General features: G+C 70.8%; 23 protein-coding genes. 17 read left to right on the top strand and 6 right to left on the bottom strand.

The genetic code is table 11. The annotated features are described in order from the left end of the window. The first annotated feature begins 43 nt into the window (after positions 1-43). The 3 genes from AB0I10_RS34315 (at position 44) to hutI (ending at position 3,857) form a co-directional block, all read left to right on the top strand. Positions 44-1,240 carry an allantoate amidohydrolase gene (locus AB0I10_RS34315; RefSeq protein ID WP_363156616.1) on the top strand — a complete coding sequence of 399 codons (1,197 nt, stop codon included), beginning with the start codon at positions 44-46 and terminating at the stop codon, positions 1,238-1,240. Further along, positions 1,231-2,613, top strand: a complete 1,383-nt coding sequence (locus AB0I10_RS34310; RefSeq protein ID WP_363156613.1) for a formimidoylglutamate deiminase — start codon at positions 1,231-1,233, stop codon at positions 2,611-2,613. The genes AB0I10_RS34315 and AB0I10_RS34310 overlap by 10 nt, the downstream gene beginning before the upstream one ends. A 62-nt stretch (positions 2,614-2,675) precedes the next feature. Then, positions 2,676-3,857, top strand: a complete 1,182-nt coding sequence (hutI, locus tag AB0I10_RS34305; RefSeq protein ID WP_363156612.1) for an imidazolonepropionase — start codon at positions 2,676-2,678, stop codon at positions 3,855-3,857. A 151-nt stretch (positions 3,858-4,008) separates the two neighbouring features. Here hutI and AB0I10_RS34300 read toward each other — a convergent pair whose 3' ends face one another. Continuing rightward, positions 4,009-4,947, bottom strand: coding sequence for an RNA polymerase sigma factor SigF (locus tag AB0I10_RS34300; protein ID WP_363156611.1), 939 nt, complete (start codon positions 4,945-4,947; stop codon positions 4,009-4,011). A 260-nt stretch (positions 4,948-5,207) separates the two neighbouring features. Here AB0I10_RS34300 and AB0I10_RS34295 point away from each other — a divergent pair, with 260 nt between their 5' ends. The 6 genes from AB0I10_RS34295 to AB0I10_RS34270 all read left to right on the top strand — a co-directional run bounded on the left by AB0I10_RS34295 (position 5,208) and on the right by AB0I10_RS34270 (position 10,917). Continuing rightward, complete coding sequence (locus tag AB0I10_RS34295) at positions 5,208-5,576, top strand: STAS domain-containing protein (RefSeq protein WP_363156610.1); 369 nt, start codon at positions 5,208-5,210, stop codon at positions 5,574-5,576. Between the two features lie 171 nt (positions 5,577-5,747). After that, complete coding sequence (locus tag AB0I10_RS34290) at positions 5,748-6,248, top strand: ATP-binding protein (protein WP_363156608.1); 501 nt, start codon at positions 5,748-5,750, stop codon at positions 6,246-6,248. A gap of 213 nt (positions 6,249-6,461) precedes the next feature. After that, positions 6,462-7,178 (top strand): LPXTG cell wall anchor domain-containing protein, encoded by a 717-nt coding sequence (locus AB0I10_RS34285; RefSeq protein WP_363156615.1) that lies wholly within the window; start codon positions 6,462-6,464, stop codon positions 7,176-7,178. 99 nt (positions 7,179-7,277) lie between these two features. Further along, on the top strand, positions 7,278-8,390 hold the full coding sequence (locus AB0I10_RS34280) for a hypothetical protein (protein ID WP_363156607.1): 1,113 nt from the start codon (positions 7,278-7,280) through the stop codon (positions 8,388-8,390). Positions 8,391-8,437: 47 nt separating this feature from the next. After that, complete coding sequence (locus tag AB0I10_RS34275) at positions 8,438-9,535, top strand: hypothetical protein (RefSeq protein ID WP_363156606.1); 1,098 nt, start codon at positions 8,438-8,440, stop codon at positions 9,533-9,535. A gap of 17 nt (positions 9,536-9,552) precedes the next feature. After that, complete coding sequence (locus AB0I10_RS34270) at positions 9,553-10,917, top strand: hypothetical protein (RefSeq protein ID WP_363156605.1); 1,365 nt, start codon at positions 9,553-9,555, stop codon at positions 10,915-10,917. Positions 10,918-10,992: 75 nt separating this feature from the next. Here the strand turns inward: AB0I10_RS34270 and AB0I10_RS34265 are convergent, their stop codons facing one another. After that, positions 10,993-12,522, bottom strand: a complete 1,530-nt coding sequence (locus AB0I10_RS34265) for an oligopeptide:H+ symporter (protein ID WP_363156604.1) — start codon at positions 12,520-12,522, stop codon at positions 10,993-10,995. A 489-nt stretch (positions 12,523-13,011) separates the two neighbouring features. Between AB0I10_RS34265 and AB0I10_RS34260 the strand changes: the two genes are divergently transcribed. Then, positions 13,012-13,692 carry a response regulator transcription factor gene (locus tag AB0I10_RS34260; RefSeq protein WP_363156603.1) on the top strand — a complete coding sequence of 227 codons (681 nt, stop codon included), beginning with the start codon at positions 13,012-13,014 and terminating at the stop codon, positions 13,690-13,692. Between the two features lie 16 nt (positions 13,693-13,708). After that, positions 13,709-14,956, top strand: a complete 1,248-nt coding sequence (locus AB0I10_RS34255; protein WP_363156602.1) for an ATP-binding protein — start codon at positions 13,709-13,711, stop codon at positions 14,954-14,956. 39 nt (positions 14,957-14,995) lie between these two features. On the opposite strand, the gene AB0I10_RS34250 is transcribed toward AB0I10_RS34255, so the two are convergent. Continuing rightward, positions 14,996-15,514 carry a GtrA family protein gene (locus AB0I10_RS34250; RefSeq protein WP_363156600.1) on the bottom strand — a complete coding sequence of 173 codons (519 nt, stop codon included), beginning with the start codon at positions 15,512-15,514 and terminating at the stop codon, positions 14,996-14,998. A 156-nt stretch (positions 15,515-15,670) separates the two neighbouring features. Further along, a complete protein-coding gene (locus tag AB0I10_RS34245; RefSeq protein WP_363156599.1) occupies positions 15,671-16,105 on the bottom strand; it encodes a protease inhibitor I42 family protein in 435 nt (144 codons plus the stop codon). A 149-nt stretch (positions 16,106-16,254) separates the two neighbouring features. Between AB0I10_RS34245 and AB0I10_RS34240 the strand changes: the two genes are divergently transcribed. From AB0I10_RS34240 to AB0I10_RS34225, 4 genes are all read left to right on the top strand, one after another. Continuing rightward, positions 16,255-17,409: a 5-(carboxyamino)imidazole ribonucleotide synthase gene (locus tag AB0I10_RS34240; RefSeq protein WP_363156598.1), complete on the top strand. Its 1,155-nt coding sequence runs from the start codon at positions 16,255-16,257 to the stop codon at positions 17,407-17,409. Further along, positions 17,406-17,942, top strand: a complete 537-nt coding sequence (purE, locus tag AB0I10_RS34235; protein ID WP_363156597.1) for a 5-(carboxyamino)imidazole ribonucleotide mutase — start codon at positions 17,406-17,408, stop codon at positions 17,940-17,942. The genes AB0I10_RS34240 and purE overlap by 4 nt, the downstream gene beginning before the upstream one ends. Beyond that, complete coding sequence (locus AB0I10_RS34230; protein ID WP_363156596.1) at positions 17,942-19,147, top strand: dipeptidase; 1,206 nt, start codon at positions 17,942-17,944, stop codon at positions 19,145-19,147. The genes purE and AB0I10_RS34230 overlap by 1 nt, the downstream gene beginning before the upstream one ends. Before the next feature lie 318 nt (positions 19,148-19,465). After that, positions 19,466-20,548: a dipeptidase gene (locus AB0I10_RS34225; protein WP_363156614.1), complete on the top strand. Its 1,083-nt coding sequence runs from the start codon at positions 19,466-19,468 to the stop codon at positions 20,546-20,548. A 13-nt stretch (positions 20,549-20,561) separates the two neighbouring features. Here AB0I10_RS34225 and AB0I10_RS34220 read toward each other — a convergent pair whose 3' ends face one another. Further along, the gene (locus AB0I10_RS34220) at positions 20,562-20,933 is read right to left on the bottom strand and encodes a VOC family protein (RefSeq protein ID WP_363156595.1); all 372 of its coding nucleotides are present in this window, start codon (positions 20,931-20,933) and stop codon (positions 20,562-20,564) included. A 74-nt stretch (positions 20,934-21,007) separates the two neighbouring features. Here AB0I10_RS34220 and AB0I10_RS34215 point away from each other — a divergent pair, with 74 nt between their 5' ends. Beyond that, positions 21,008-21,571 carry a CGNR zinc finger domain-containing protein gene (locus tag AB0I10_RS34215; protein ID WP_363156594.1) on the top strand — a complete coding sequence of 188 codons (564 nt, stop codon included), beginning with the start codon at positions 21,008-21,010 and terminating at the stop codon, positions 21,569-21,571. 15 nt (positions 21,572-21,586) lie between these two features. On the opposite strand, the gene AB0I10_RS34210 is transcribed toward AB0I10_RS34215, so the two are convergent. Next, positions 21,587-22,927, bottom strand: coding sequence for a UDP-glucose/GDP-mannose dehydrogenase family protein (locus AB0I10_RS34210; protein ID WP_363156593.1), 1,341 nt, complete (start codon positions 22,925-22,927; stop codon positions 21,587-21,589). Positions 22,928-23,138: 211 nt separating this feature from the next. Here AB0I10_RS34210 and AB0I10_RS34205 point away from each other — a divergent pair, with 211 nt between their 5' ends. After that, positions 23,139-24,311: an acyl-CoA dehydrogenase family protein gene (locus AB0I10_RS34205; RefSeq protein WP_363156592.1), complete on the top strand. Its 1,173-nt coding sequence runs from the start codon at positions 23,139-23,141 to the stop codon at positions 24,309-24,311. Positions 24,312-24,444: the final 133 nt, after the last annotated feature.

The following is a 24,444-nucleotide window of genomic DNA, read 5'->3' as shown; positions in this document are numbered from 1 at the left end:
GTGCCGGCGGTGTTCCCTTTTGTGGGGTGGGGTGCGGCGGCCCATGGGCCGCAACTCCTCCTCCGGGGGCTACCGCCGCTACGCCTGGACCGGCGCGGACACCGACTGCCGCGCATGGTTCCGGGCGCAGGCCGAAGCCCGCGGACTCGCCTACGAGCTGGACCGCAACGGCAACCAGTGGGCCTGGCTCGGCGCGGCGACATACCAGGACGTGACCGCGGGCGATGCCGTCGTCACCGGCTCGCACCTGGACTCCGTACCGGACGGCGGCGCCTTCGACGGGCCGCTCGGCGTCGTCTCCTCCTTCGCCGCGCTCGACGAACTCCGCCGAAGGGGAGCGGAGTTCGGCAAGCCCTTGGCGATCGTCAACTTCGGCGACGAGGAAGGCGCCCGCTTCGGCCTCGCCTGCGTCGGCTCCCGGCTGGCCGCCGGGGCGCTCACCGCCGAAGCGGCCCACCGGCTGCGCGACGCGGACGGCATCACCCTGCCGCAGGCCATGGAGCACGCCGGATACGACCCCGAGAGCATCGGACCGGACCCCGAACGGCTCGCCAGGATCGGCGCGTTCGTCGAGCTCCACGTCGAGCAGGGGCGCGCCCTGGACCTCTCCGGAGACCCGGTCGGTATCGCCTCCGCCATCTGGCCGCACGGCCGCTGGCGGTTCGACTTCCACGGCGAGGCCAACCACGCCGGCACCACCCGCCTGGAGGACCGCCGCGACCCGATGCTCAGCTACGCCGCGACCGTGCTCGCCGCCCGCGAGCAGGCCCGGCTGGCCGGCGCCCTGGCCACCTTCGGGAAGATCAGCGTGGAGCCGAACGGCGTCAACGCGATCCCCTCGCTGGTGCGCGGCTGGCTGGACTCCCGCGCCGCCGACCAGGACACCCTGGACACCGTGATCACCGGGATCGAGCGGGCGGCCGCCGAACGCGCCGCACGCGACGGCGTGGACCTGACCGTCGTCCGTGAATCCTTCACCCCCGTCGTGGAGTTCCAGCACGCCCTGCGGGACGAGCTGGGCGCGATCCTCGGCAAGACCGGGGAGCGGGCGGTGCCGGTCCTCGGCACCGGCGCCGGACACGACGCCGGTATTTTGTCCGGAACCGTCCCCACCGCCATGCTGTTCGTACGCAATCCCACCGGCGTCTCGCACTCGCCCGCCGAAACGGCGGCCGAGGACGACTGCGTCGCCGGGGTCACCGCACTCGCCGACGTACTGGAGGGGCTGGCGTGCCGCTGACGCCGCAGGCAACACCGACGCGGGCAACACCCCCTGCACCCACTGCGTTCTGGCTCGAACACGCCTGGCTCGGCACGCACGTCGAGCCGGGCGTGGTCCTGGACGTGGCGGACGGGCGGATCACGGCGGTACGCACCGGGACCGGCACCCCGCCGCCCGGCGCCGTCGCGCTGCGCGGCCTGACCCTGCCCGGCCTCGCCAACGCCCACTCGCACGCCTTCCACCGCGCGCTGCGCGGCACCGTGCAGGTCGGCTCCGGGACCTTCTGGACCTGGCGCGACGTCATGTACAGCGTCGCCGACAAGCTGACCCCCGACAGCTACTACGCCCTCGCCCGCGCCGTCTACGCCGAAATGGCGCTGGCCGGCATCACCTGCGTCGGCGAATTCCACTACCTTCACCACGCGCCCGGCGGCACCCGCTACGACGACCCCAACGCGATGGGCGAGGCCCTCATCGCGGCCGCCGCCGACGCCGGCATCCGCATCACCCTCCTCGACACCGCCTATCTCTCCGCCGGCTTCGGCGACCCGCCCAACCAGCACCAGCTGCGCTTCTCCGACGGCACCGCCGACGCCTGGGCCCAGCGGGCCGACGCCCTCAAGGGCGGCCGCGAGCACGCTCGCATCGGCGCCGCGATCCACTCCGTACGCGCCGTCCCCGCCGGCCAGCTGAGCACCGTCGCCGACTGGGCCCGCGAGCGGCGGGCCCCGCTGCACGTCCATCTCTCGGAGCAGACCGCCGAGAACGACGCCTGCCGCGACGCCCACGGCCGCACCCCCACCCAGCTGCTCTCCGACCACGGCGCTCTGAGCCCGCGCACCACGGCCGTGCACGCCACCCACCTCACGGCCGACGACATCGGCCTGCTCGGCGGCACCCGCACCGGCGTCTGCATGTGCCCGACGACCGAACGCGACCTCGCCGACGGCATCGGCCCGGCCGTCCGACTCCAGGCCCACGGCAGCCCGTTGTCCCTCGGCAGCGACAGTCACGCCGTCATCGACCTGCTCGAAGAGGCCCGCGCCATGGAGCTCGACGAGCGGCTGCGCACCCGCACCCGCGGGCACTGGACCGCCGCCGCCCTGCTGCGCGCCGCGACCGTCGACGGTCACGCCGCCCTGGGCTGGGACGACGCGGGCGCCATCCGGACCGGCGCGCTCGCCGATCTCACCACCATCGCGCTGGACTCCGTACGCACCGCCGGACCGCTGCCCCGACTGGGCGCCGAGACGGCCGTATTCGCCGCCTCCGCGGCGGATGTGCGGCACACGGTCGTCGGAGGCCGGCAGATCGTGCGAGACGGCCGGCACACGCTGCTCGCCGACGTCCCCACCGCACTCGCCGAATCCATCGCCGCCGTACACGGCTGACGAGCCCGACGTCCGCCACGCCGCCCACGCGTCCGACGCCGCTGAAGGAGAACACCCCCGCGATGACGACGACCTCCGCGCCGACCACCGCCATCACCCACATCGCCCAGCTCGTCACCAACGACCCCTCCCTCGGTGAAGGCCCCCTCGGTCTGATCCAGGACGCGGCGGTCGTCATCGACGGCGACCGCATCGCCTGGGTCGGTGAATCAAGCAAAGCACCCGCCACTGACAACGCCGTCGACGCGGCCGGCCGCGCGGGCATCCCCGGCTTCGTCGACTCCCACTCCCACCTCGTCTTCAGCGGCGACCGCACCGCGGAATTCAACGCCCGCATGTCCGGCCGCCCTTACTCCGCCGGCGGCATCCGCACCACGGTCGCCGCCACCCGCGCCGCCACCGACGAGGAACTGCACACCAACGTCGCCCGCTACCTCGCCGAAGCGCTGCGCCAGGGCACCACCACCCAGGAGACCAAGTCCGGTTACGGCCTCACCGTCGAGGACGAGGCCCGCGCGCTGCGCATCGCCGCCGCGCACACCGACGAAGTCACCTTCCTCGGCGCCCATATCGTGTCGCCCGACTACGCCGACGACCCCGCCGGCTACGTCGATCTGGTCACCGGCCCGATGCTGGACGCCTGCGCCCCGCACGCCCGTTGGGTCGACGTCTTCTGCGAAAAGGGCGCCTTCGACGGCGAACAGGCGCGCGCCGTCCTCACCGCGGGCAAGGCCAAGGGCCTCCAGCCGCGCGTCCACGCCAACCAGCTCGGCCACGGCCCCGGCGTCCAGCTCGCCGTCGAACTCGACGCCGCGTCCGCCGACCACTGCACCCACCTCACCCCGGCGGACATCGACGCCCTCGCCAACTCCCGCACCGTCGCGACCCTGCTGCCGGGCGCCGAGTTCTCCACCCGCGCCGAGTGGCCCGACGCCCGCAGGCTGCTCGACGCCGGCGCCACCGTCGCCCTGTCCACCGACTGCAACCCCGGCTCGTCCTTCACCAGTTCCATGCCGTTCTGCATCGCGCTGGCCGTCCGCGACATGGGGATGACACCCGACGAGGCGGTGTGGTCGGCGACCGAGGGCGGCGCCCGCGCCCTGCGCCGCACGGACGTCGGCCGGATCACCCCCGGCGCCCGCGCCGACCTCGCGCTGCTCGACGCGCCGTCCCACGTCCACCTCGCCTACCGGCCGGGCGTACCGCTCGTCACGGACGTGTGGCACAAGGGGGTTCGCGTCTGAGGAACCGGTCCCGCCGCCGGCCGGCGGGTTCGGCCGACGGCCATCGTCGGACCCCTCACGCAGAGGAGGGCCCGTCCCGAGTAGCCCTCGGGGCAGGCCCTCCTCTGCGCGGGCGGCTGCCGGCCGGCGGGCCGGCAGTGACCGCGGTCCGTCACTCCTCGACCATCAGCCCCTTGCGGAGCCGTACGAGCGTGCGGGAGAGCAGCCGGGAGACGTGCATCTGAGAGATGTTCAGCTCCTCGCCGATCTCGGACTGCGTCATATTGGCGACGAAACGCAGCGAGAGGATTTTGCGGTCGCGCGGCGGGAGTTCGGCGATCAGCGGCTTGAGCGATTCGACATACTCAATGCCTTCGAGACCGTTGTCCTCATAGCCGATGCGGTCCGCCAGCGCGCCTTCGCTGTCGTCCTCTTCGGGCTGCGCGTCCAGCGAGCTCGCGGTGTACGCGTTGCTCGCGGCCATCCCTTCGACGACCTCGTCATTGGTGATGCCGAGGCGGTCGGCGAGTTCCTTCACCGTGGGTGCGCGGTCCAGCTTCTGTGCCAGTTCGTCGCCGGCCTTGGCGAGGTCCAGGCGCAGTTCCTGCAGACGCCTCGGTACGCGCACCGACCAACTGGTGTCGCGGAAGAAGCGCTTGATCTCGCCGACGATGGTCGGCATCGCGAACGTCGGGAACTCGACGCCACGGCTGAGTTCGAAGCGGTCTATCGCCTTGATCAGGCCGATGGTGCCGACCTGGACGATGTCCTCCATGGGTTCGCTGCGGGAGCGGAACCGGGAGGCCGCGAACTTCACCAGGGCGAGATTGAGCTCGACCAGCGTGTTGCGGACGTACGCGAATTCGTGGGTGCCTTCCTCCAGCGTTTCCAGACGCTCGAAGAGGGTTTTGGACAGAGCCCTCGCGTCCACCGGACCCACCTCGTCGAACGGCGGGATCTCGGGCAGACCCTCGATCTCAGGCATTCCTGCCAGATCTGATTCGACAGGGATTGGCTGGGAAGGGATGTGCCCGGTCGGGTCGGACGGGGGTGCCGACGATGCGTGCTGCCGGATGTGTTCGGTGCGCAATTCGTCGAGCCGGGGTGACATGGTCTCCTCCATCGTTCTCGGCATATGGCTGCCGATGCCTCTACGCGAAGCTGCGGTGTGCGGCGCCTCCAAAGCCGGCCGTTTCGAATGTGTCCTTCTACGCCTACCTGGCTTTGCCGGAAGATGGCAAGTGCGTGTTGTCCGTATTTCGCGCAATATGCGGATTGTTCGGCTACCCGTGGCCGTCATGAAGGCGTAGGGTTTACCGAGCGCAGTCGTAAGCAAATCAGTCGCCGAGACAGCAAGAGGGGTGCGCGCGCATGGGCCGCGGGATGGTCGGCAGTGCAAGCCAGGGCCGGCTACACGTCGCGATCCGGCATCACGGTGCCAGCGCGGTCGTGACCGCCGCGGGTGAGCTCGATCACCACACCGCCGATTTGTTGCGTGAGTCACTCGAAGGATGCGTGGATGACGGATACGCACGCCTCGTAGTGGATTGCTCACCCCTTGAGTTCATGGATTCCACCGGACTCAATGTGCTGCTCGGTGCGCGCCTGAAAGCGGAGGCCGCGGGGGGCGGGGTTCATCTGGCCGGGATGCAGCCGGTGGTTGCCCGGGTCTTCGAGATCACTGGCGCGGAGGCGGTTTTCACGGTGCATGACTCTCTCGAAGCGGCGCTGGCCGACTGATGTGACAGCGGTGTCCGGAAGCATTCATTCCGGGCACGTAGTACGTGTCACAACTTCCGTACCCAAGAAGTGGGTGTTCTCACGGTCCGGTCGGGCAGGAGACATCTGAATCCGTTGAATCAGTCAGGTATCTGTTCCCGTGAAAAGGCGAATCGGTGAGGTGAAGCGCTGATGAGCACCACCCGGCCGTACCCGCCGGGCGACCTCGGTCCGGAGTCGGCCAACGCCGCTGCTTCCGCCGCTGCCCCGGCCGCCGCTCCGGTGGGGCAGGTCCGCCGGCTGCGCCTGGCGGGCACCCGAGGGGCCGTCGCGCGTGGCCGCGATTTCGCCCGGCAGGCCCTGCACGACTGGGGTTGGCTGCCGGCCGCCAACGGCGACCAGCGCGCCGCGGCCGAGGATGTGCTGCTGGTCGTCTCCGAACTCGTCACCAACGCCTGCCTGCATGCCGAAGGGCCGGAGGAACTGCGGCTGCGCTGCACCGCCAAGGTGCTGCGGCTGGAGGTCAGCGACCTCGGTGCGGGCTCACCGGCGCCGCGCAGCCCGCACCGCCCCGGGCGCCCCGGCGGCCACGGCATGTTCATCGTCCAGCGTCTCTGCCTGGACTGGGGCGTCGTGCGCAACCAGGACGGCGCGGGCAAGACCGTCTGGGCGGAGCTCGCCGCACCGTCCTGAAGGCCGGGCGAGCCGAGGGAAGTCCAGCGCGGGCCTGCGGGCCCGCGCTTTGTCGTGTGCGCACACCCTGTCGCGCACCGGGCTGTCGAACTCGGACATCGAGGCTGTTCTTTGCCTTCCCTCGGCAAGGTCCCGGGCGTACCTTGAGCGCCCAATCTGATGTGCCGTCAGTAATGACCGGCGGTGCGTTACCCGGGAGAAGGGGAACTCAAGGTGGCCCGCTTCTGCGAACAGCACGGCAGGCGCCCGCGCCGGGCGGCCGGCCTGGCCGCGGCCGTGGCGATGGCGGCGGGGTCCGCGGTGATGCTCACCGCTCCGGCCGCACACGCCGAGGTCGTCGACGTCGACTACCAGTGCAAGACACCGATCGGCAACAAGGGCGCGGTATCGCCCATCGACATCAAGAGCACCCCGAGCGGCGGTGCGTACAAACTCGTCATGTCCTTCCAAAAGGGCGTCTCCTCCAGCCCCGTGGAACTGGGCAAGGGCGCGATGAAGCCCAGCGCGCTGATCAAGCTGGGCGGCGCGGAGAGCGGTACGGTGCCGGTCTCCGGGCCCGCCAATGACGAGGCGATACCGGCCAACACCCCCATCAAGATCAGCGACTTGAGCGGCACCTACACGCCCAAGGGCAGCGGCAAGGTCACCTTCACGGCCTCGACGCTCACCATCAAGGCCCTGGGGACGACCACGACCTGCACGCCCAACAACAACCCCAAGCCCTCGCTCACCTTGGACGTCAAGGGATCCGGCGGTTCGGGCGGGAGCACGGGCGGTGCGGCCGCCGGCGGCTCGTCCGGCAGTCAGCTGCCGCAGACCGGACCCGCCGACTCCGCCATCGCGCTGGGCACCCTCGGCGGCACGGTGCTGCTGGCCGGCGCGGCAGGTGCGCTCTGGCTGACCCGCCGCGCCGGCCGGCAGCGGGCCTGAGGCGGGGACGTACCCGTACCCCCTCGAACCCCCGCACTCCGTACGCTCCCCATGGCCCGAACGGCATGGGAGGTACCCCATGAGCACCAGGGAGCCGCGATGCCGTTCCGTACTCGCGCAGCGGTCAGGGGCGCGGTCCTCGGGGCCGCCGCCGTGCTGCTGTGCCCTGCCGCGGGCGTGGCCGTGGCCCGCCCGGCCGCCGCCTCGACCACAGCGTCCGCGCCGGGCTGGTCCGCTGCGCCCGCGCCCGGTGACGGGGCCCGGCCGGGCCCGCAGGACCGCCCGTACTTCTACCTGGAGGGCGGCCCCGGCACCGTCATGAACGACCGGCTGTCCGTCAGCAACCCCTCCGGCCGGCCCGTCACCGTACGGCTGCGCGGCGCGGACGCCGGTTCGTGGATCGCGCTCGGGGCGAAGGAGGTGAAGGTCCCGGCGCGTACGCGCGCGAGCGTGCCGTTCTCGGTGACCGTGCCGCGTGACGCGGTCCCCGGCGACCACCCCGGAACGATCGTCGCTACCAGCGAGGGCAAGGAGAGCGCGGAGAGCAAGGAAGGCAAGGGGGGTACAGGGGGCACGGAAGGGAAGGAGGGCCGGCCGGGCGAGCGGATCCGGGTGCGGGTTCATCTGCGGGTGACCGGGCCGACGCTGTCCGCGCTGACCGTCGAGAACGTGGCGGTGAGCGGGCGGGGGAGCGCGGCGGTGATCCGGTACGCGCTGGTCAACCGGGGTAACACGGTGCTCAGACCGCGGCTCGCGGTGCGCGCCGACGGCCTGTTCGGCCCGGTGCTGCGCCGCGCCGCCCGCACCTTGCCGGTCGAGCTGCTGCCCGGTCAGCGCGTCGACCGTACCGAGGCCTGGCCCGATCCGCCCGGTCTGGACGCGGTGGACGTACGGCTCACCGCGACGGCGGAGGACGGCGCGCACGGTTCGGCCACGGCCGCCTACACCCCGGTCCCGTGGGGCGCGGCCGCCGGCGTGGCGCTCGTCCTCATGGTGGGCGCGGGCGGGTGGGCCGTCGTACGGCGGCGGAGACGGGCGGAGCGGACAGAAACGGCCCCGGCGGGCGTGGAACCGGAGGGCCCGGACCGGGTGGGCAAGGACCCGGGTGCTGAGGACGGCAGCGGTGGTGGCCATCGGGCAACGGGCGGCGAAGTGGCCGAAGGAGTACGGGAATTGGCGAGAACCAGGACCGGATCAGGGGTGCGATCGTGAACGGCGATGGGGGCACCTCCCATGCCCTTGAGGCAATGGGGGAAGGTATGTCGACGGCTCTCACCGGCGCCGCGGTCGCGGTGCCCCGTCTCCCGCGTCGGGGTGCGGCCGCGCTCGTGCTGTGCGCGGCCCTCCTGCTCGTCCTGTTCCCCGCCAGGACCGCCATGACCGCCACGACCGCCCACGCCTCCGCAGCCGACGGGCCCTCCGTCCACGTCTCCAAGAAGGAGGCGGGCAAGGGCGGCACCCTCACCGTGACCGGGCGCGGCTGGCGGCCCAAGACGCTGCTCACGCTGCTGATCTGCGGGCAGAACATGATCGGCGGCACCAACGCCTGCGCCAACGGCGACGGACGGGCCGTCACCACGGACCGGAACGGTGCCTTCCGTAAGAGCCTCCCGGTGGCCGAGCCGCCGAAGCCCTGTCCCTGTGTGGTGCATGTGGCGACCGTGACCGGCACGCCGGACGCCGCGGACGCCGCGTTCAAGGTGGCGGGCCATCCGGTCGCGCCGCTGCCCAAGGAGAGCACCGGCGGACGGCTGACGGTGCTCGCCCAGCCGCGGCTTGAGGGCAGCAGCGGCCTGCTGACCTGGTTCGGCGCCCCGCCGCAGCGCGAGTTGACCGTCACGGTCGGCAATCTCGGCTCGACACCGGCCAAGGACCCGGTCTTCCAAGTGGGCACCTCGCACGGCGTGTTCGCGCCCGAGTGGGAGGAGCAGCAGTGGCGGGGGACCGTACCCGCCGGGAAGAAGGCCGAGGTCAGGCTGCCGGTGGAGCTGGCGGCCGGCGCGCACGGGGACCATCTGGTCTCCCTCAAGTACGGCGGCAAGGTCCTCGTCGAACAGCCGTGGGGGGTCGGCAGGCCGTGGGGCGTGACGCTCTTCTGGGTGCTGCTGGGCGTGGTGGTTCCGACGGCGGTGTTCCGCATCGGGATGGCGATCGTGGACCGCGTACGCCCGCGCCGTACGACCACCACCGGAAGAAGCTCCACCACCGGAAGCTCCACCACCGGAAGAAGTACCACTCGGTGCACGGAAGACCCCGGTACGCCGGGCGAGTCCGCCGCGCTGCCGTGGTTCACCCCGGACACCGCACCGTCCACCACCACATCAACCGAACGACCGACGTCGAAAGGTTCTGCGTGATGACGCTGATGAGGCTGATGAGACAACGGAGGAGCGCGGGTGTGGCCTCGGTGGCCGCGCTGGTGCTCGCGGGTGCGGGCGTCATGACCGCGGCCGGGCCCGCCCAGGCGGCGGAAACGGCGTACAAGACGGAGTGTCTGCCGCCGCCGATATCGGGGCTGCCGCCGATCGAGGGCACCACGAAGGTGGAGGTCAGCGCGCCCGCGACGGCGAAGGTCGGCGAGGAGATCGAGGTGGTGTGGAAGACCGTCGAGGCGGCCTCCAAGAACCCCGACATCCTCGACCTGGCGGAGAACACCGTCCAGCCGACCGGCACGATCAAGGTGGCCGGGGCGCAGACCGGGGATCTGGCGATGCAGGGACCGCGGGAGAATCCGCCGATCCCCAAGAACAGCCCGATGACGCTGTCCGACATGAAGGGCAAGCTGAAGTTGGAGAAGCCCGGTGAGGTCACGCTGACGCCCGGCTTCTACAACATCAACGTCAACAAGCCGATCTCCACGGACACCAAGTGCTCGCCCAAGGAAGAGGTGAAGCCCGCGGTCACCATCACGGTGACCGACGGCGGGGGCGATTCCGGAGGTACGACCGGCGGCGGTACCAGCGGCGGCACCTCTGGCAGTACGACCTCCGGCGGCAGCACCAGCGGGGGCACCACCGATGGCGGGACGAGCGCGGGTTCGACCGGTGGCTCCGGCGGCTCCGGTGGCGACCCCGACGGCACCTCGTATACGGGCAAGGAAGTGAAGGTCCCGTACGCCTGCAAGACCCCCATCGGCGACAAGAAAGCGACCTCGCCGGTGCAGATCAACGCCGTGAAGAAGAGCGGCGGTTACGACCTTACTGTGAAGTTCCGCAAGTCCGTCATGGACAGTCCGGCGGACATTCCCAAGGACTCGGTCAAGCCGTCGATGGACGTCAAGGTGGGCGGCGCGGACAAGGGGACGGTCAAGGTGGAGGGCCCGACGAACCCTGAGCCCATCAAGTCCGGCGACCCGATTGAGATCCCCGACCTCAAGGGCACGTACAAACCGGGTGCCAGCGGCAAGGCGACGCTGACCCCGGGCGTGCTCACCGTCAACGCCCTCGGGACGACCACGACCTGCACCCCGGAGAAGGACCCGGGCGTCTCGCTCACGCTGGACACCTCGGCCCAGCCGGGCGGCACGTCCGGCGGCACCTCCGGCGGCACGTCCGGCGCGGCCTCCGGCGGCAGCGCGGCGGGACCGGCCAGCGTCTCGGGCGGCAGCGGCGGCGGCCTGGCCGAGACCGGCGCGAGCGACCAGGGCGGCCTGACCGCGCTCGGCCTCGTCGCCGGCACCGTCATCCTGCTCGGCGGCGCGGTCTTCACCTTCACCCCGTGGCGGCGGCTGCACCGGTAGGACACCGGCCGCCAGGACACCGGAAGGGCCCGGTACGCAGCGGCGTACCGGGCCCTTCCATGGTTGCGGGTCGCGTCAGTGGACGTCGCCCATGAGCGCGATGATCTTCTTGCGGCTCAGGTAGATCGCCAAACCGGCCAGCATGGCCATCCCGGCCTCGACGGCCAGCACCGGGATACCGCTCAGGTCCGCGCCGGCCGTGGACAGCAGGGTGACGATGCAGTCGCCCGCGGTGACGGCCAGGAACCACACGCCCAGCATCTGGCTCGCGTACTTCGCCGGCGCCATCTTGGTGGTCACCGACAGTCCGACCGGGGACAGGCAGAGCTCGCCGATGGTCTGGATCATGTAGATGGAGAGCAGCCACATCGGGCTGACCTTCGTACCGTCCGAGGCCATCATCATCGGGACGATGAAGACGGCGAACGAGGCGCCGATGAAGAGCATCGCCATCGAGAACTTCACCGTGGTGCTCGGCTCGCGGTCGCGGCGTGCCAGCAGCAGCCACAGCCAGGCGAACACCGGGGCGAGGGCCATGACCCAGAGCGGGTTCACGGACTGGAACCACGAGGACGGGAAGCTCAGCCCGAAGACCTCGCCGTTCGTCTTCTTCTCCGCGAAGATCGACATCGTCGAGCCCGCCTGGTCGAAGATCATCCAGAACACCGCGGCGGCCACGAAGAACCAGATGTAGCCGCTGACCTTGGTCTGCTCGGTGTCGGTCAGCTCCTTGTCGCGCTTGATGCGCGCCAGGACCGTGATCGGAATGATCAGGCCGAGCAGGGCGAGCGGGACCACCGCCCAGTTCAGGGTGAAGTGACCGGTGAAGCCGACCACGCCGTAGAAGACCGCGGCGACGGCGACCCAGATCAGGCCCTTGCGCAGCCACATGGTGCGCTCCTCCGCCTGCAGCGGGGACGGCACGACGCTGGACTGCGGGCTGAAGTGGCGGGTGCCGATCAGGAACGACACCAGGCCCAGGCCCATACCGAGCGCCGCCAGAGCGAAGCCCAGGTGCCAGTTGACGCTCTGGCCGACGGTGCCGATGACCAGCGGCGCCGCGAAGGCACCGATGTTGATGCCCATGTAGAAGACCGTGAAGCCGCCGTCCCGGCGCGGGTCCTGGGGGCCGTCGTAGAGGTGGCCGACCATCGTCGAGATGTTGGCCTTCAGCAGACCCGAGCCCACCGCGACCAGCGCCAGACCGACGAAGAACATCGCCTGGCCCGGTACGGCCAGCGCCAGGTGGCCGCTCATGATCACGCAGGCTGCGACCGCGACGGTCTTGCGCGGGCCCCAGATACGGTCGCCGAACCAACCTCCGGGCAGGGCCAGCAGATAGACCATCGCCACATAGATGGAGTAGATGGCCGAGGCGGTGGCCGCGTTCATGGCCAGACCGCCGCCCTGGGCGCCCGATTCGGCGTCCGGGCCGCCGGAGATCAGATAGACCACGAGCAGGGCGCGCATGCCGTAATAGCTGAAGCGCTCCCACATCTCGGTCATGAAGAGAGGGGCCAGGCCGCGGGGGTGGCCGAAGAAGGTCTTGCCGCCGTCTGCAGGGGTTCCCTGCTCGGCGGCGCCCTTCGTCAGGCTGGACGCCATGGAAGTTTCCTTCGTCTGCTCGGGACGCGTTCGAGAGTCCCGATACGCGCCCTTGTGGGGGTTGACCGGTCCTGGTGTAGACGCGTCCACCCCCACGTCCGGGGGTTCGGCACCACGCGAGGCGGGGCCGGCAGGACGGTCGTACACCGGGATCCACGCCCCCCGTGCTGCTGCGCGGCGGACCCGGTCGTCAGGTCATTCACTGTGTTCAGGACTGGTGGTACCAGCCCTGCACACAACAGGGACCGCTGGCCCTTAGTGAAGAGTCACGGTCCCGGAGTTGTGCGACGGACGTCCGGACACCATACGTCGCGTTAACGCTCGTTTGACAGCCGTGAGACAACGCTCACATTCGGGTCGGGAACCTTCCGAAGTCGCCCCACTCAAGGGCCCGCAGCTCATGGCCATGATCACCGTTGAAACGGTCCGTCGTCGCCCATCCGCGCAGCACCGCCCCTGGGTCCCAACGCATCGGACTACCATCGGGCCATGACCCGTGTACTGCTCGCCGAGGATGACGCGTCCATCTCGGAGCCGCTCGCCCGCGCTCTGCGCCGCGAGGGTTACGAAGTCGAGGTGCGCGAGGACGGCCCCACGGCGCTCGACGCCGGTCTCCAGGGCAATATCGACCTGCTCGTGCTCGACCTGGGCCTGCCGGGTATGGACGGCCTGGAGGTCGCCCGCCGGCTGCGCAACGAAGGCCACTCCTTCCCCATCCTGGTGCTGACCGCCCGCGCCGACGAGGTGGACACCGTCGTCGGCCTGGACGCCGGCGCCGACGACTACGTCACCAAGCCCTTCCGGCTCGCCGAACTCCTCGCCCGCGTACGGGCCCTGCTGCGCCGCGGCTCCAGCTCCGAGCCCCAGCAGCCGCCCGCCACCCACGGCGTACGGATCGATGTCGAGTCGCACCGTGCCTGGATGGGCGAGGAGGAACTCCAGCTCACGGCGAAGGAGTTCGACCTGCTGCGGGTGCTGGTGCGGGACGCGGGCCGGGTCGTCACCCGCGACCAGCTGATGCGCGAGGTGTGGGACACCACCTGGTGGTCGTCCACGAAGACGCTGGACATGCATATCTCCTGGCTCCGCAAGAAGCTCGGTGACGACGCGGCCAACCCCCGCTACATCGCCACCGTCCGCGGTGTCGGCTTCCGCTTCGAAAAAAGCTGAAAAGAGCCAGCAGCCCGTGCGCCGTCGCTTGATCAATTCCACGCTCGCCGTGGTGCTTGTCGTGATCGCCGTGTTCGGTGTCTCGCTCGTCATCGTCGAGACCCGCACGATCCAGTCGGGCGCGCAGGAGAGCGTGGCGTCCGAGGCGGTCCGGCTCGTGGGGATCGTGGAGAGCCGGCTGGGCAGCGGCGAGAAGATCACCCCGGACATCCTCTCCGAGCAGATCACCTCGCACCGGTACGCCGAGATCAAGGTGCCGGGCAAGCCGCCGATCGAGATCGGGAACCGTCCCTCCGGCGATGTCATCGAGTCGCATGTCGGCGGCGATCGGGGCGAGTCCGTCACGGTCCAGGAGTCCCGCGCCACGGTCAGCGCGGAGATCGGCCGGACGCTGCTGGTCATCTTGGCCGTCGCGCTGCTGGCGATCGCCGCCGCGGTCATCCTGGCCGTCCGCCAGGCCCGCCGGCTGACCGCCCCGCTCACCGACCTCGCCGAGACGGCCGAGCGGCTGGGCTCCGGCGACCCGCGCCCGCGCCACCGCCGCTACGGCGTGCAGGAGCTGGACCGGGTCGCGGATGTGCTGGACGCCAGCGCCGAGCGGATCGCCAGGATGCTGACGGCCGAGCGCCGGCTGGCCGCCGACGCCTCGCACCAGCTGCGGACGCCGCTGACCGCGCTGTCCATGCGGCTGGAGGAGATCACGGGCACCGACGACCCGGAGACGGTCAAGGAGGAGGCGATGATCGCGCTGGCCCAGGTGGACCGGCTCAGCGATGTCGTCCAGCGGCTGCTCACCAACTCCCGCGACCCCCGCACCGGCTCGGCGGTGGCCTTCGACCTCGACGAGGTCGTCAAGCAGCAGATCGAGGAGTGGCGGCCGGCGTACCGCAGCGCGGGGCGGGCCATCGTCCGCTCCGGCACGAAGTCGCTGCGGGCGGTCGGCACTCCGGGTGCGGTGGCCCAGGTGCTGGCCACCCTGATCGAGAACTCGCTGATGCACGGGGACGGCACGGTCGCGCTGCGTACCCGCGTCACGGGCAATCAGGCGGTCGTCGAGGTCACCGACGCGGGGCCCGGGGTGCCGCCGGACCTCGGCTCGCGGGTCTTCGAGCGGACGGTCTCCGGCCGTAACTCCACGGGGTTGGGGCTCGCGGTCGCCCGTGATCTGGCGGAGGCGGACGGCGGGCGGCTGGAGCTGCTCCAGCAGCATCCGCCGGTCTTCGCGCTGTTCCTGGCCCGGGAGGCCGAGGCGAGCGAGGGCTGAGGCGCGTACGGCCCTTGCGGGGCGGCCGGGTCGCGGTGGCTACCTGCGGGAGGCGCTGTGCGGCCGCTGGGAGTCGTCGGCGAGGTGGGACTCGGCGCTCGCCGCGCTCATCAGGGGGTCCCGCGCGGGCAGCGTACGGAAGACCCAGGTGCGGTAGGACCAGAAGCGGAAGAGCGTGGCGATGCCGATGCCGAGGAACTTGAACACGTTGCTCTGCAGCGGGCTGTCCCAGTCGAACCCGTAGGTGGCGGCGTAGAGGATGCCGTTCTCGATGACCAGGCCGACCACGCTGAACAGCAGGAAGAGCGTGAGTTCCTTCGTGCGGCCCCGCTTGTCGCGGTCGCGGTAGGTGAAGTAGCGGTAGCCGAGGTAGTTGGTGCCGGTCGCCACGACCGTCGCGATGATGCTGGCCCGGACGACGGGGATCTCGGTCAGCTGCCGTACGAGGTTGAACACCGCGAAGTTCACGACGACCCCGGCGCCGCCGACCGTACCGAACTTCACCACTTCCCGGATGAGCGCCTCCAGCCGCGACCGCAGTGCGCTCCGTTCACTCATGGTGTTCGTTCAGCTCCCCGTCGTGGCCGGATTCGCGGCCGTCAACGCTGGTCCGCTCCCTCATGCTAACCAGCGGTCGGAGGCGCTGCCCGCCACCTGTCGAGTCCGGCCGGACGCCGCCCCGGAGGCCCTTCCGGGGCCGTGCGGCGGGGGCGGTCAGCGGACCGTGACGCGGAAGTTGAGGCTGCGGGCGCCGGGCTCGTCGGCCGCGCCCGCGGTGCAGCGCCGGCAGCGCACCAGCCGCAGGTCCGTACGGCCGGCGTGGACCGCTTCGAAGTCGAGATAGCGGGAGCCGCCCTCGCCGGAGGGCGGCGGCTCGTCCGGGTCGAGGTGCCCGCCGGCGGCCTTCACGACGGCCGGGTCGGGGCGGGGCTCGGCGATGATCCAGCGGTAGCCGTCGGTGGGGTCCTCCGCGAGCTGCACGGCGAAGCGGTCGCCGGCCCCGACGGATATCTCGGTACTGTCCGCGTCATAGACCTTCGGCCCCGACAGCTGGCTGATCACCGAATGAGCCGCGATCAGCAGTGCGGCGATCGCGACGGCGATCACCAGCAGCCTGGAGTTGATCCTCGGTATGCCACCGCTCCCCATACGGGCCTCCCCGCCCTCGCCGAGCCCCCGCCCGGCTCGACCCTAGCCGCCCCTGTTGATCTTCAACCGGCCGGTCATCGAACACGCGATCTTGGAGGATCATCCAACCCGAGGTCGGGGCGGCGCCCCCGGGCGGATACCCTGGGGGCGTGACGTTCCCGGTAGTCGGCATGGTCGGCGGCGGTCAGCTCGCCCGTATGACCCACGAGGCGGGTATCCCCCTCGGCATCAAGTTCAAGCTCCTCAGCGACACCCCGCAGGACTCGGCGGCCCAGGTGGTCAGCGAGGTCGTCATCGGCGACTACCGCGACCTGGACACGCTGCGCGCCTTCGCCCGTGGCTGCGATGTGCTCACCTTCGATCATGAGCATGTGCCCACCGAGCACTTGCGCGCACTGGAGGCGGACGGGATTCCCATCCGTCCCGGCCCCGATGCGCTGGTGCACGCCCAGGACAAGGGGGTGATGCGGGCGAAGCTCGATGCGATCGGCGCTCCCTGCCCGCGTCACCGGGTCGTCTCCGACCCCGCGGATGTCGAGCGCTTCGCGGCGGAGGGCGACGGCTTTCCGGTGGTCCTCAAGACCGTCCGAGGGGGCTATGACGGCAAGGGCGTATGGATCGTACGATCCTCCAAGGAAGCCGCCGAGCCGTTCCTCGCGGGAGTGCCCGTACTCGCCGAGGAGAAGGTCTCCTTCGTCCGGGAACTGGCCGCCAACGTCGTCCGCTCGCCGCACGGACAGGCCGTCGCGTATCCGGTCGTGGAGTCGATCCAGGTCGACGGTGTCTGCGACACGGTGATCGCCCCGGCGCCGGACCTGTCGCCGCGGCTGTCCGCCCAGGCGCAGCAGCTCGCCCTGCGGGTCGCGGACGAGCTGGATGTCGTCGGGCATCTGGCGGTCGAGCTGTTCGAGATCCGGGACCAGGGTTCCGGTGAGCCCGCCATCCTCGTCAACGAGCTCGCCATGCGCCCGCACAACTCCGGCCACTGGACCCAGGACGGCGCGATCACCTCGCAGTTCGCCAACCACGTCCGCGCCGTCCTCGACCTCCCGCTCGGTGATCCGCGGCCGCGCGCCACCTGGACGGTGATGGCCAACGTTCTCGGCGGCGACTATCCGGACATGTATGCCGCGTACCTGCATTGCATGGCACGCGATCCGCAGTTGAAGATTCACATGTACGGCAAAGACGTGAAGCCGGGCCGGAAGGTCGGCCACGTCAACACCTACGGCGACGACCTGGCCGACGTGCGCGAGCGCGCCGCGCACGCCGCCGGCTATCTGCGAGGAACGATCACCGAATGAGCCCGACCAGTTCCCCCCTCATCGGCATCGTCATGGGGTCCGACTCCGACTGGCCCGTCATGGAAGCCGCCGCCAAGGCCCTCGACGAGTTCGAGATCCCCTACGAGGTCGATGTCGTCTCGGCGCACCGCATGCCGCGCGAGATGATCGCGTACGGCGAGGACGCCGCCGGGCGCGGCCTGAAGGCGATCATCGCGGGCGCCGGGGGAGCGGCCCACCTCCCCGGGATGCTCGCCTCCGTCACCCCGCTGCCGGTCATCGGCGTGCCGGTCCCGCTGAAGTACCTGGACGGCATGGACTCGCTGCTGTCCATCGTGCAGATGCCCGCCGGGGTGCCGGTCGCCACCGTCTCCGTCGCCGGGGCCCGTAACGCCGGGCTGCTCGCCGCCCGCATGCTCGCCGCCCACGACCCCGAACTCCTCGGCCGGATGCGGGAGTTCCAGCAGGAGCTGAACGACCAGGCCACCGAGAAGGGCAAGCGGCTGCGCAACAAGGTCGCCTCCCCGGCCGGCTTCGGTTTCGGGGGGAACTGATGCCGGCCGCCGCGACGCCGGACCCGCGGGTCGCCGGGATCCTCGCCGAGTTCCCCATCGTGGACGGTCACAACGATCTGCCCTGGGCGCTGCGCCAGCAGGTCCGCTACGACCTCGACCAGCGCGATATCGCCGTCGACCAGTCGGAGTATCTGCACACCGACCTGCCGCGGCTGCGCGCGGGCGGTGTCGGCGCCCAGTTCTGGTCGGTCTACGTACGGTCCGACTACCAGGGCGACACCGCGGTCAGCGCCACCCTCGAACAGATCGATGCGGTACGGCAGCTGGCCGCCCGCTACCCGGACGATCTGCGGCTGGCGTTCACCGCCGACGACATGGAGGCCGCCCGCGCGGACCGCGTCATCGCGTCCCTGATGGGCGCCGAGGGCGGCCACTCCATCGACAACTCGCTGGCCACCCTGCGCGCGCTGTACCAGCTGGGCGTCCGCTATCTGACGCTCACCCACAACGACTCGCTGGCCTGGGCGGACTCGGCGACGGACAAGCCGCGGGCGGGTGGCCTCAGCGCCTTCGGCGAGGAGGTCGTCCGTGAGATGAACCGCCTCGGCATGCTCGTCGACCTCTCGCACGTCGCCGCGGAGACGATGCGCGACGCGCTCCGGGTCAGCACCGCGCCGGTGATCTTCTCGCACTCGTCGGCCCGCGCGGTCTGCGGCCACCCGCGCAACATCCCCGACGACGTCCTCGCCCAGCTGCCCGCCAACGGCGGCATCGCGATGGCCACCTTCGTCCCCAAGTTCGTGCTGCCCGAGGTCGGCGAGTGGGTGCTGCGCGCGGACGAGAACATGCGGGCGCACGGCTTCCACCACCTGGAGACCACCCCCCAGGCGATGCGGGTGCAGCGCGCCTTCCAGGACCGGCACCCGATGCCGGAGGCCACCGCCGCGACCGTCGCCGACCACCTCGACCATATGCGTGAGGTCGCCGGCATCGACCACCTCGGCCTCGGCGGCGACTACGACGGCACCGCCTTCACCCCGGCGGACCTGACCGATGTCGCGAGCTATCCGCGGCTGCTCGCCGAGCTGCTGGACCGCAAGTGGTCCCCGGCCGACCTCGCCAAACTCACCTGGCAGAACGCGGTCCGTACGCTGCGCGCCGCCGAGGACGTCGCCCGCGCGGAGCAGGAAACGCGCGGCCCGTCCCTCGCGACGATCGAGCAGCTGGACGGCGGAGGCGAGTAGGCCGGAGGCGGGCCGACGGCGCATCGGCGGGCCGCCGTAGCGGTGCGGCCCGCCGGGCCGGAATGCGAACGCATACGTGAGGGCCTTTCCGACCCTGACCCATCGGACAGGCCCTAACTCGTACGGATCGCTCACCGCGAACCGTTGCGACACCCGTGCCACCGTGGTTCTACCACCGTCCCACCAGGGAGGGCCGCCATGGCCGATCTCGTGCCCGAGCAGCAGGAAGAGGGCAGCACGGCTGCCGCCGGTGCCATCGAGGCGGGCCGCCGGATACCGAGACCCCTGCTCCTGGTCGACCAGCGAGGTCCGCTCGCCATGGCCCGCGCCCTGCTCGCCGCCCACCCCGTCGTCGACGGCTGCAATGGCCTGCCCTGGGCACTGCGGCAGCGCACCGGCGACGATTCGGCACCCGGCCGGCGCGTCGACCTCGACCAGGGCGAGGCATCGCTGTGCACCGACATCCCCCGGCTGCGGGCCGGCGGCGTCGGCGGCCAGTTCTGGTCCCTCCGGGTGCCGTCCGAGTTGACCGGCGAACAGGCCGTCAGCGCGACGCTGGAGCAGATCGACTTCGTGCGCGCGCTGGTCCGCACCCATCCCGAGGCGCTGCGCCTGGCGCTGACCGCCGACGACGTCACCGAGGCCCGCAACCACGGCCGGATCGCCTCACTGCTCGGGCCCGCCGGCGGCCACGCCATCGACAGCTCGCTGAGCGTCCTGCGCGCCTTCCACCGGCTCGGCGTACGCGCGCTGGCGCTCACCGCGGACCGCAACACCCCTTGGGCGGACTCGGCGACCGACGAGCCCAAGGCCGGCGGGCTGACGCCGTTCGGCGAGGAGGTGGTCCGCGAGATGAACCGCCTCGGCATGCTGATCGACCTCTCCTGCGCCTCCGCCGACACCATGCGGCACACCCTCGCGGTCGCCAAGTCCCCGGCGTTCCTGTGCAGTACGGCGGCCCGCGCGGTCACCGGCCACGTCCGCAACGTCCCCGACGACGTCCTCTCGCAGCTGCCCCGCAACGGCGGCATCTGCATGGTCACTTTCACCCCCGAGTACATCGCGCGCGCCGGTGCCCCGGTGTCCGTGCAGGACATCGCCGACCATCTCGACCATGTGCGGACGGTGGCCGGCCCGGACCATGTCGGCATCGGCGCCGGATTCGACACGGACAGGGAGACGGACACCGCGCACCGCGGCCCGCTGCCGGATGTCGCGAGCTACCCCCAGCTGATCGCCGAACTCATCGACCGGGGCTGGTCGGTCCGCGATCTGGCCGGTCTGACCTGGGGAAACGCGCTCCGGGCGCTGCGCGGCGCGGAGTCCGCCGCCCGCTCGGTCCGGGGCCGCCGGGTCCCGTCGACGGCGACCATCGGACGGCTGGACGGGGCGCGGGTGTGACCCGGCCGGTCGGCTACCGCTCGCACATGCAGAGGCAGAAGGGGTGCCCGACCGGGTCGAGATAGACCCGGAAGTCGCGTACGCCCTCGTCGCTCTGGACGAGCTTGGCGCCCAGCGCGAGGACCTTGCGCTCGGCCTCGTCGATGTCCGCCGGCCGTACGTCGAAGTCGAGATGGAGCTGCTGCGGCTGCTCCTGGCCGGGCCACTGCGGCGGACGGTAGTCCGCGACCTGCTGGAAGGCGAGCTTCCGGCCGTCCGGTCCGGCGACCTCGAACCAGTCGCCCTCGCCCTCGGCCCGCCAGCCGAGGACCTCGGCGTAGAAGTCGGCGAGCGCGCGGGGGTCGGGACAGTCGAGCGCGACGACACCGAGCGAGATGAGCGCCATGACGTTACCTCCTGATCGGTTCAACCGGTAACTTCGTTACTGCATCATCGCCTCCAGCCGGTAACGTGGCAAGGGTGGCAGCCCGAACAGCTCCGGATTCCCTGCTCCTGGTGCAGGACCTGGTGAACACCCTCGACATCGAGACCGGCGAGGACGCGCTGACCGCCGACGGCGGCCTCCATGCCTTCCTCCGCGACCACGGCCTGCCCGAACTCACCTCAGAACAAGGCGCGTTGGCGGCGATCGGGGAGCTGCAGGAGCTGCGCGAGGCGCTACGGGCGGTCTGTCTGGCGCACACCGCCCGCACCGCCCTGCCCGACGACGCGGCCCGCACACTGGACCGGCTGCTGGCCGCCGCGCCCCTCGTACTGGCCGTCGACCCCGAAGTCGGCGCCGCGCTGCGCCCGGCCCTCGGCCTTCAGGGCGCACACCGCCTCACCGCCCGTATCGCCGCCGGCATCGCGACCGCGGTCGCGGACGGCACCTGGACCCGCCTCAAGGCATGCGAGGCCCACGACTGCCGGTGGGCCTTCTACGACAAGAGCCCGGCCGGCCGCAGCCGCTGGTGCACCATGGCGGTCTGCGGCAGCCGGGCGAAGATGCGGACCTACCGCGCCAGACGCGCGGAGTCCGACTGAGCGACTGAGAGTTCGTTACGCCTGCGGGCGGCCCAGCGCCCGATACGTCCACCCCGCCTTGCGCCACAGCTCCGGGTCGAGGGCGTTGCGGCCGTCCAGGATGCGGCGCTCGGCGACCGCCTCGCCGAGCATGGCCGGGTCCAGCTCGCGGAACTCGCGCCACTCCGTGAGGTGCAGCACGACATCCGCGCCGCGCACCGCCTCCAGAGCGGTGTCCGCGTATCCCAGGGTCGGGAAGAGCCGCCGGGCGTTCTCCATGCCCTTGGGGTCGTAGACGGTGACCTGGCCGCCCTGGAGGTGGATCTGACCGGCCACATTGAGCGCGGGGGAGTCGCGTACGTCGTCCGAGTCCGGCTTGAACGTCGCGCCCAGTACGGCCACCCGCTTGCCCAGGAAGCCGCCGCCCACCGCGTCACGGGTCAGCTCGACCATGTGGCCGCGCCGCCGCATGTTGATCGAGTCGACCTCGCGCAGGAACGTCAGCGCCTGGTCGGCGCCCAGCTCACCGGCGCGCGCCATGAAGGCCCGGATGTCCTTGGGCAGACAGCCGCCGCCGAAGCCGATCCCGGCCCGCAGGAACTTCTTGCCGATCCGCTCGTCGTGCCCGATCGCCTCGGCCAGCTTCACCACATCGCCGTCGGCCGCCTCGCACACCTCCGCCATCGCGTTGATGAAGGAGATCTTCGTCGCCAGGAAGGAGTTGGCGGAGGTCTTCACCAGCTCGGACGTCGGGTAGTCCATGACGATGAACGGCGAGCCCGCACCGATCGGCGTCGCGTACACCTCGCGCAGCAGCTCCTCGGCCCGCTCGCTCGCGACACCGACGACGATCCGGTCCGGGCGCAGGGTGTCCTGGACGGCGAAGCCCTCACGCAGGAACTCCGGGTTCCAGGCCAGCTCGGCGGCCTCGCCGGCCGGGGCCTGCGCCGCCAGCCGCTCCGCGAGCCGGGCCGCGCTGCCCACCGGCACCGTCGACTTGCCGACGACGAGGGTGGGCCGGGTCAGATGCGGCGCCAGCGACGCGAAGGCGGCCTCCACGTACGACATGTCGCACGCATACTCCCCGTGCTTCTGCGGAGTGTTCACGCAGACGAAGTGCACGTCGCCGAAGGCGCCGGCCTCCTCGTAGGAGGTGGTGAAGCGGAGCCGGCCGCTGGAGCCCTCGATCCCGGCGACATGGCGGCGCAGCAGCTCCTCCAGGCCCGGCTCGTACATCGGGACCTCGCCCCGCTGCAGCATCTCGATCTTCTCGGGGACCACGTCCAGGCCCAGCACCTCGAAACCCAGCTCGGCCATGGCTGCGGCGTGGGTCGCGCCGAGGTAGCCGGTGCCGATCACGGTGATCTTGAGGGCCATGGATGCTCCAGACACTTACGGGGAAAAATGGCGCTGGACGAGCATAGTCGCGCGCGGAACGGAGCACTCCAGCCGCTGGTCCCACCCACCTCCGTATCTTGTCGGCAACCTCACGTACCCGGAACCCGGTCCGACGCCTAGAATCGCGTGACGTAACGGGTTACTTAACGGTAGTTAGCACTTCAGTACAGCTCTCAGGGAGTGAGAAACGTTGGCGGGAACCGCTGATTTCGACCTGTACCGGCCGTCGGAGGAGCACGACATGCTCCGTGAGTCGGTGCGCTCGCTCGCCGAGGCGAAGATCGCGCCGTTCGCCGCCGCCGTGGACGAGGAGGCGCGCTTCCCGCAGGAGGCGCTCGACGCGCTGGTCGCCAACGACCTGCACGCCGTCCACGTACCGGAGGCCTACGGCGGTGCCGGCGCCGACGCGCTGGCCACCGTCATCGTGATCGAGGAAGTGGCCCGTGTCTGCTGCTCCTCCTCCCTCATCCCGGCGGTCAACAAGCTCGGCTCGCTGCCGGTGATCCTCTCCGGCTCCGAGGAGCTGAAGAAGAAGTACCTGGGCCCGCTGGCCAAGGGCGACGCGATGTTCTCGTACTGCCTGAGCGAGCCGGACGCCGGTTCCGACGCGGCCGGCATGAAGACCAAGGCCGTCCGCGACGGCGACTACTGGGTGCTGAACGGCGTCAAGCGCTGGATCACCAACGCCGGTGTCTCCGAGTACTACACGGTCATGGCCGTCACCGACCCCGAGAAGCGCTCGAAGGGCATCAGCGCCTTCGTCGTGGAGAAGGGCGACGAGGGCGTCTCCTTCGGCGCCCCGGAGAAGAAGCTCGGCATCAAGGGCTCGCCGACCCGCGAGGTCTACCTCGACAACGTCCGCATCCCCGCCGACCGCATGATCGGCGCCGAGGGCACCGGCTTCGCCACCGCCATGAAGACCCTGGACCACACCCGCATCACCATCGCGGCCCAGGCGCTCGGCGTCGCCCAGGGCGCCCTGGACTACGCCAAGGGCTACGTCCAGGAGCGCAAGCAGTTCGGCAAGCCGATCGCCGACTTCCAGGGCGTCCAGTTCATGCTCGCCGACATGGCCATGAAGCTGGAGGCGGCCCGTCAGCTCACCTACGCCGCGGCCGCCAAGTCCGAGCGCATCTCGGCCGGCGGCAAGGACGAGGACCTGACCTTCTTCGGCGCCGCCGCCAAGTGCTACGCCTCGGACGCCGCCATGGAGATCACCACGGACGCCGTCCAGCTGCTCGGCGGCTACGGCTACACCCGTGACTACCCGGTCGAGCGGATGATGCGGGACGCCAAGATCACCCAGATCTACGAGGGCACCAACCAGGTGCAGCGGATCGTGATGGCGCGCAACCTGCCGTAGCGAGCAGTGCGAGAGATGTGAGAGAGGGGCCCCCCCGCCCCCGCCCCCGCCCCGGGGCCGCACCGGAGGCACAACCCAAAGAAAACAAAAAAAAAAACCAAAAAAAAAAGTAGAGGTGTATGGGAGAATAAGT

Origin of the sequence: Streptomyces sp. NPDC050636 (assembly GCF_040654775.1) — a bacterium.
Lineage (GTDB): Bacteria > Actinomycetota > Actinomycetes > Streptomycetales > Streptomycetaceae > Streptomyces.
Note: the sequence above shows the minus strand (reverse complement) of the source record. Positions and strands in the feature narration are given on the sequence as shown.

Coding starts and splice junctions, on each gene's coding strand:
- AB0I10_RS34295 (WP_363156610.1), top strand. CDS start 5,208: ATGGGCCGCGGGATGGTCGGCAGTGCAAGCCAGGGCCGGCTACACGTC.
- AB0I10_RS34315 (WP_363156616.1), top strand. CDS start 44: ATGGGCCGCAACTCCTCCTCCGGGGGCTACCGCCGCTACGCCTGGACC.
- AB0I10_RS34270 (WP_363156605.1), top strand. CDS start 9,553: ATGAGACAACGGAGGAGCGCGGGTGTGGCCTCGGTGGCCGCGCTGGTG.
- AB0I10_RS34300 (WP_363156611.1), bottom strand. CDS start 4,947: ATGTCACCCCGGCTCGACGAATTGCGCACCGAACACATCCGGCAGCAC.
- AB0I10_RS34225 (WP_363156614.1), top strand. CDS start 19,466: ATGGCCCGCGCCCTGCTCGCCGCCCACCCCGTCGTCGACGGCTGCAAT.
- AB0I10_RS34250 (WP_363156600.1), bottom strand. CDS start 15,514: ATGAGTGAACGGAGCGCACTGCGGTCGCGGCTGGAGGCGCTCATCCGG.
- AB0I10_RS34280 (WP_363156607.1), top strand. CDS start 7,278: ATGCCGTTCCGTACTCGCGCAGCGGTCAGGGGCGCGGTCCTCGGGGCC.
- AB0I10_RS34290 (WP_363156608.1), top strand. CDS start 5,748: ATGAGCACCACCCGGCCGTACCCGCCGGGCGACCTCGGTCCGGAGTCG.
- purE (WP_363156597.1), top strand. CDS start 17,406: ATGAGCCCGACCAGTTCCCCCCTCATCGGCATCGTCATGGGGTCCGAC.
- AB0I10_RS34260 (WP_363156603.1), top strand. CDS start 13,012: ATGACCCGTGTACTGCTCGCCGAGGATGACGCGTCCATCTCGGAGCCG.
- AB0I10_RS34275 (WP_363156606.1), top strand. CDS start 8,438: ATGTCGACGGCTCTCACCGGCGCCGCGGTCGCGGTGCCCCGTCTCCCG.
- AB0I10_RS34220 (WP_363156595.1), bottom strand. CDS start 20,933: ATGGCGCTCATCTCGCTCGGTGTCGTCGCGCTCGACTGTCCCGACCCC.
- AB0I10_RS34265 (WP_363156604.1), bottom strand. CDS start 12,522: ATGGCGTCCAGCCTGACGAAGGGCGCCGCCGAGCAGGGAACCCCTGCA.
- AB0I10_RS34210 (WP_363156593.1), bottom strand. CDS start 22,927: ATGGCCCTCAAGATCACCGTGATCGGCACCGGCTACCTCGGCGCGACC.
- AB0I10_RS34245 (WP_363156599.1), bottom strand. CDS start 16,105: ATGGGGAGCGGTGGCATACCGAGGATCAACTCCAGGCTGCTGGTGATC.
- AB0I10_RS34230 (WP_363156596.1), top strand. CDS start 17,942: ATGCCGGCCGCCGCGACGCCGGACCCGCGGGTCGCCGGGATCCTCGCC.
- hutI (WP_363156612.1), top strand. CDS start 2,676: ATGACGACGACCTCCGCGCCGACCACCGCCATCACCCACATCGCCCAG.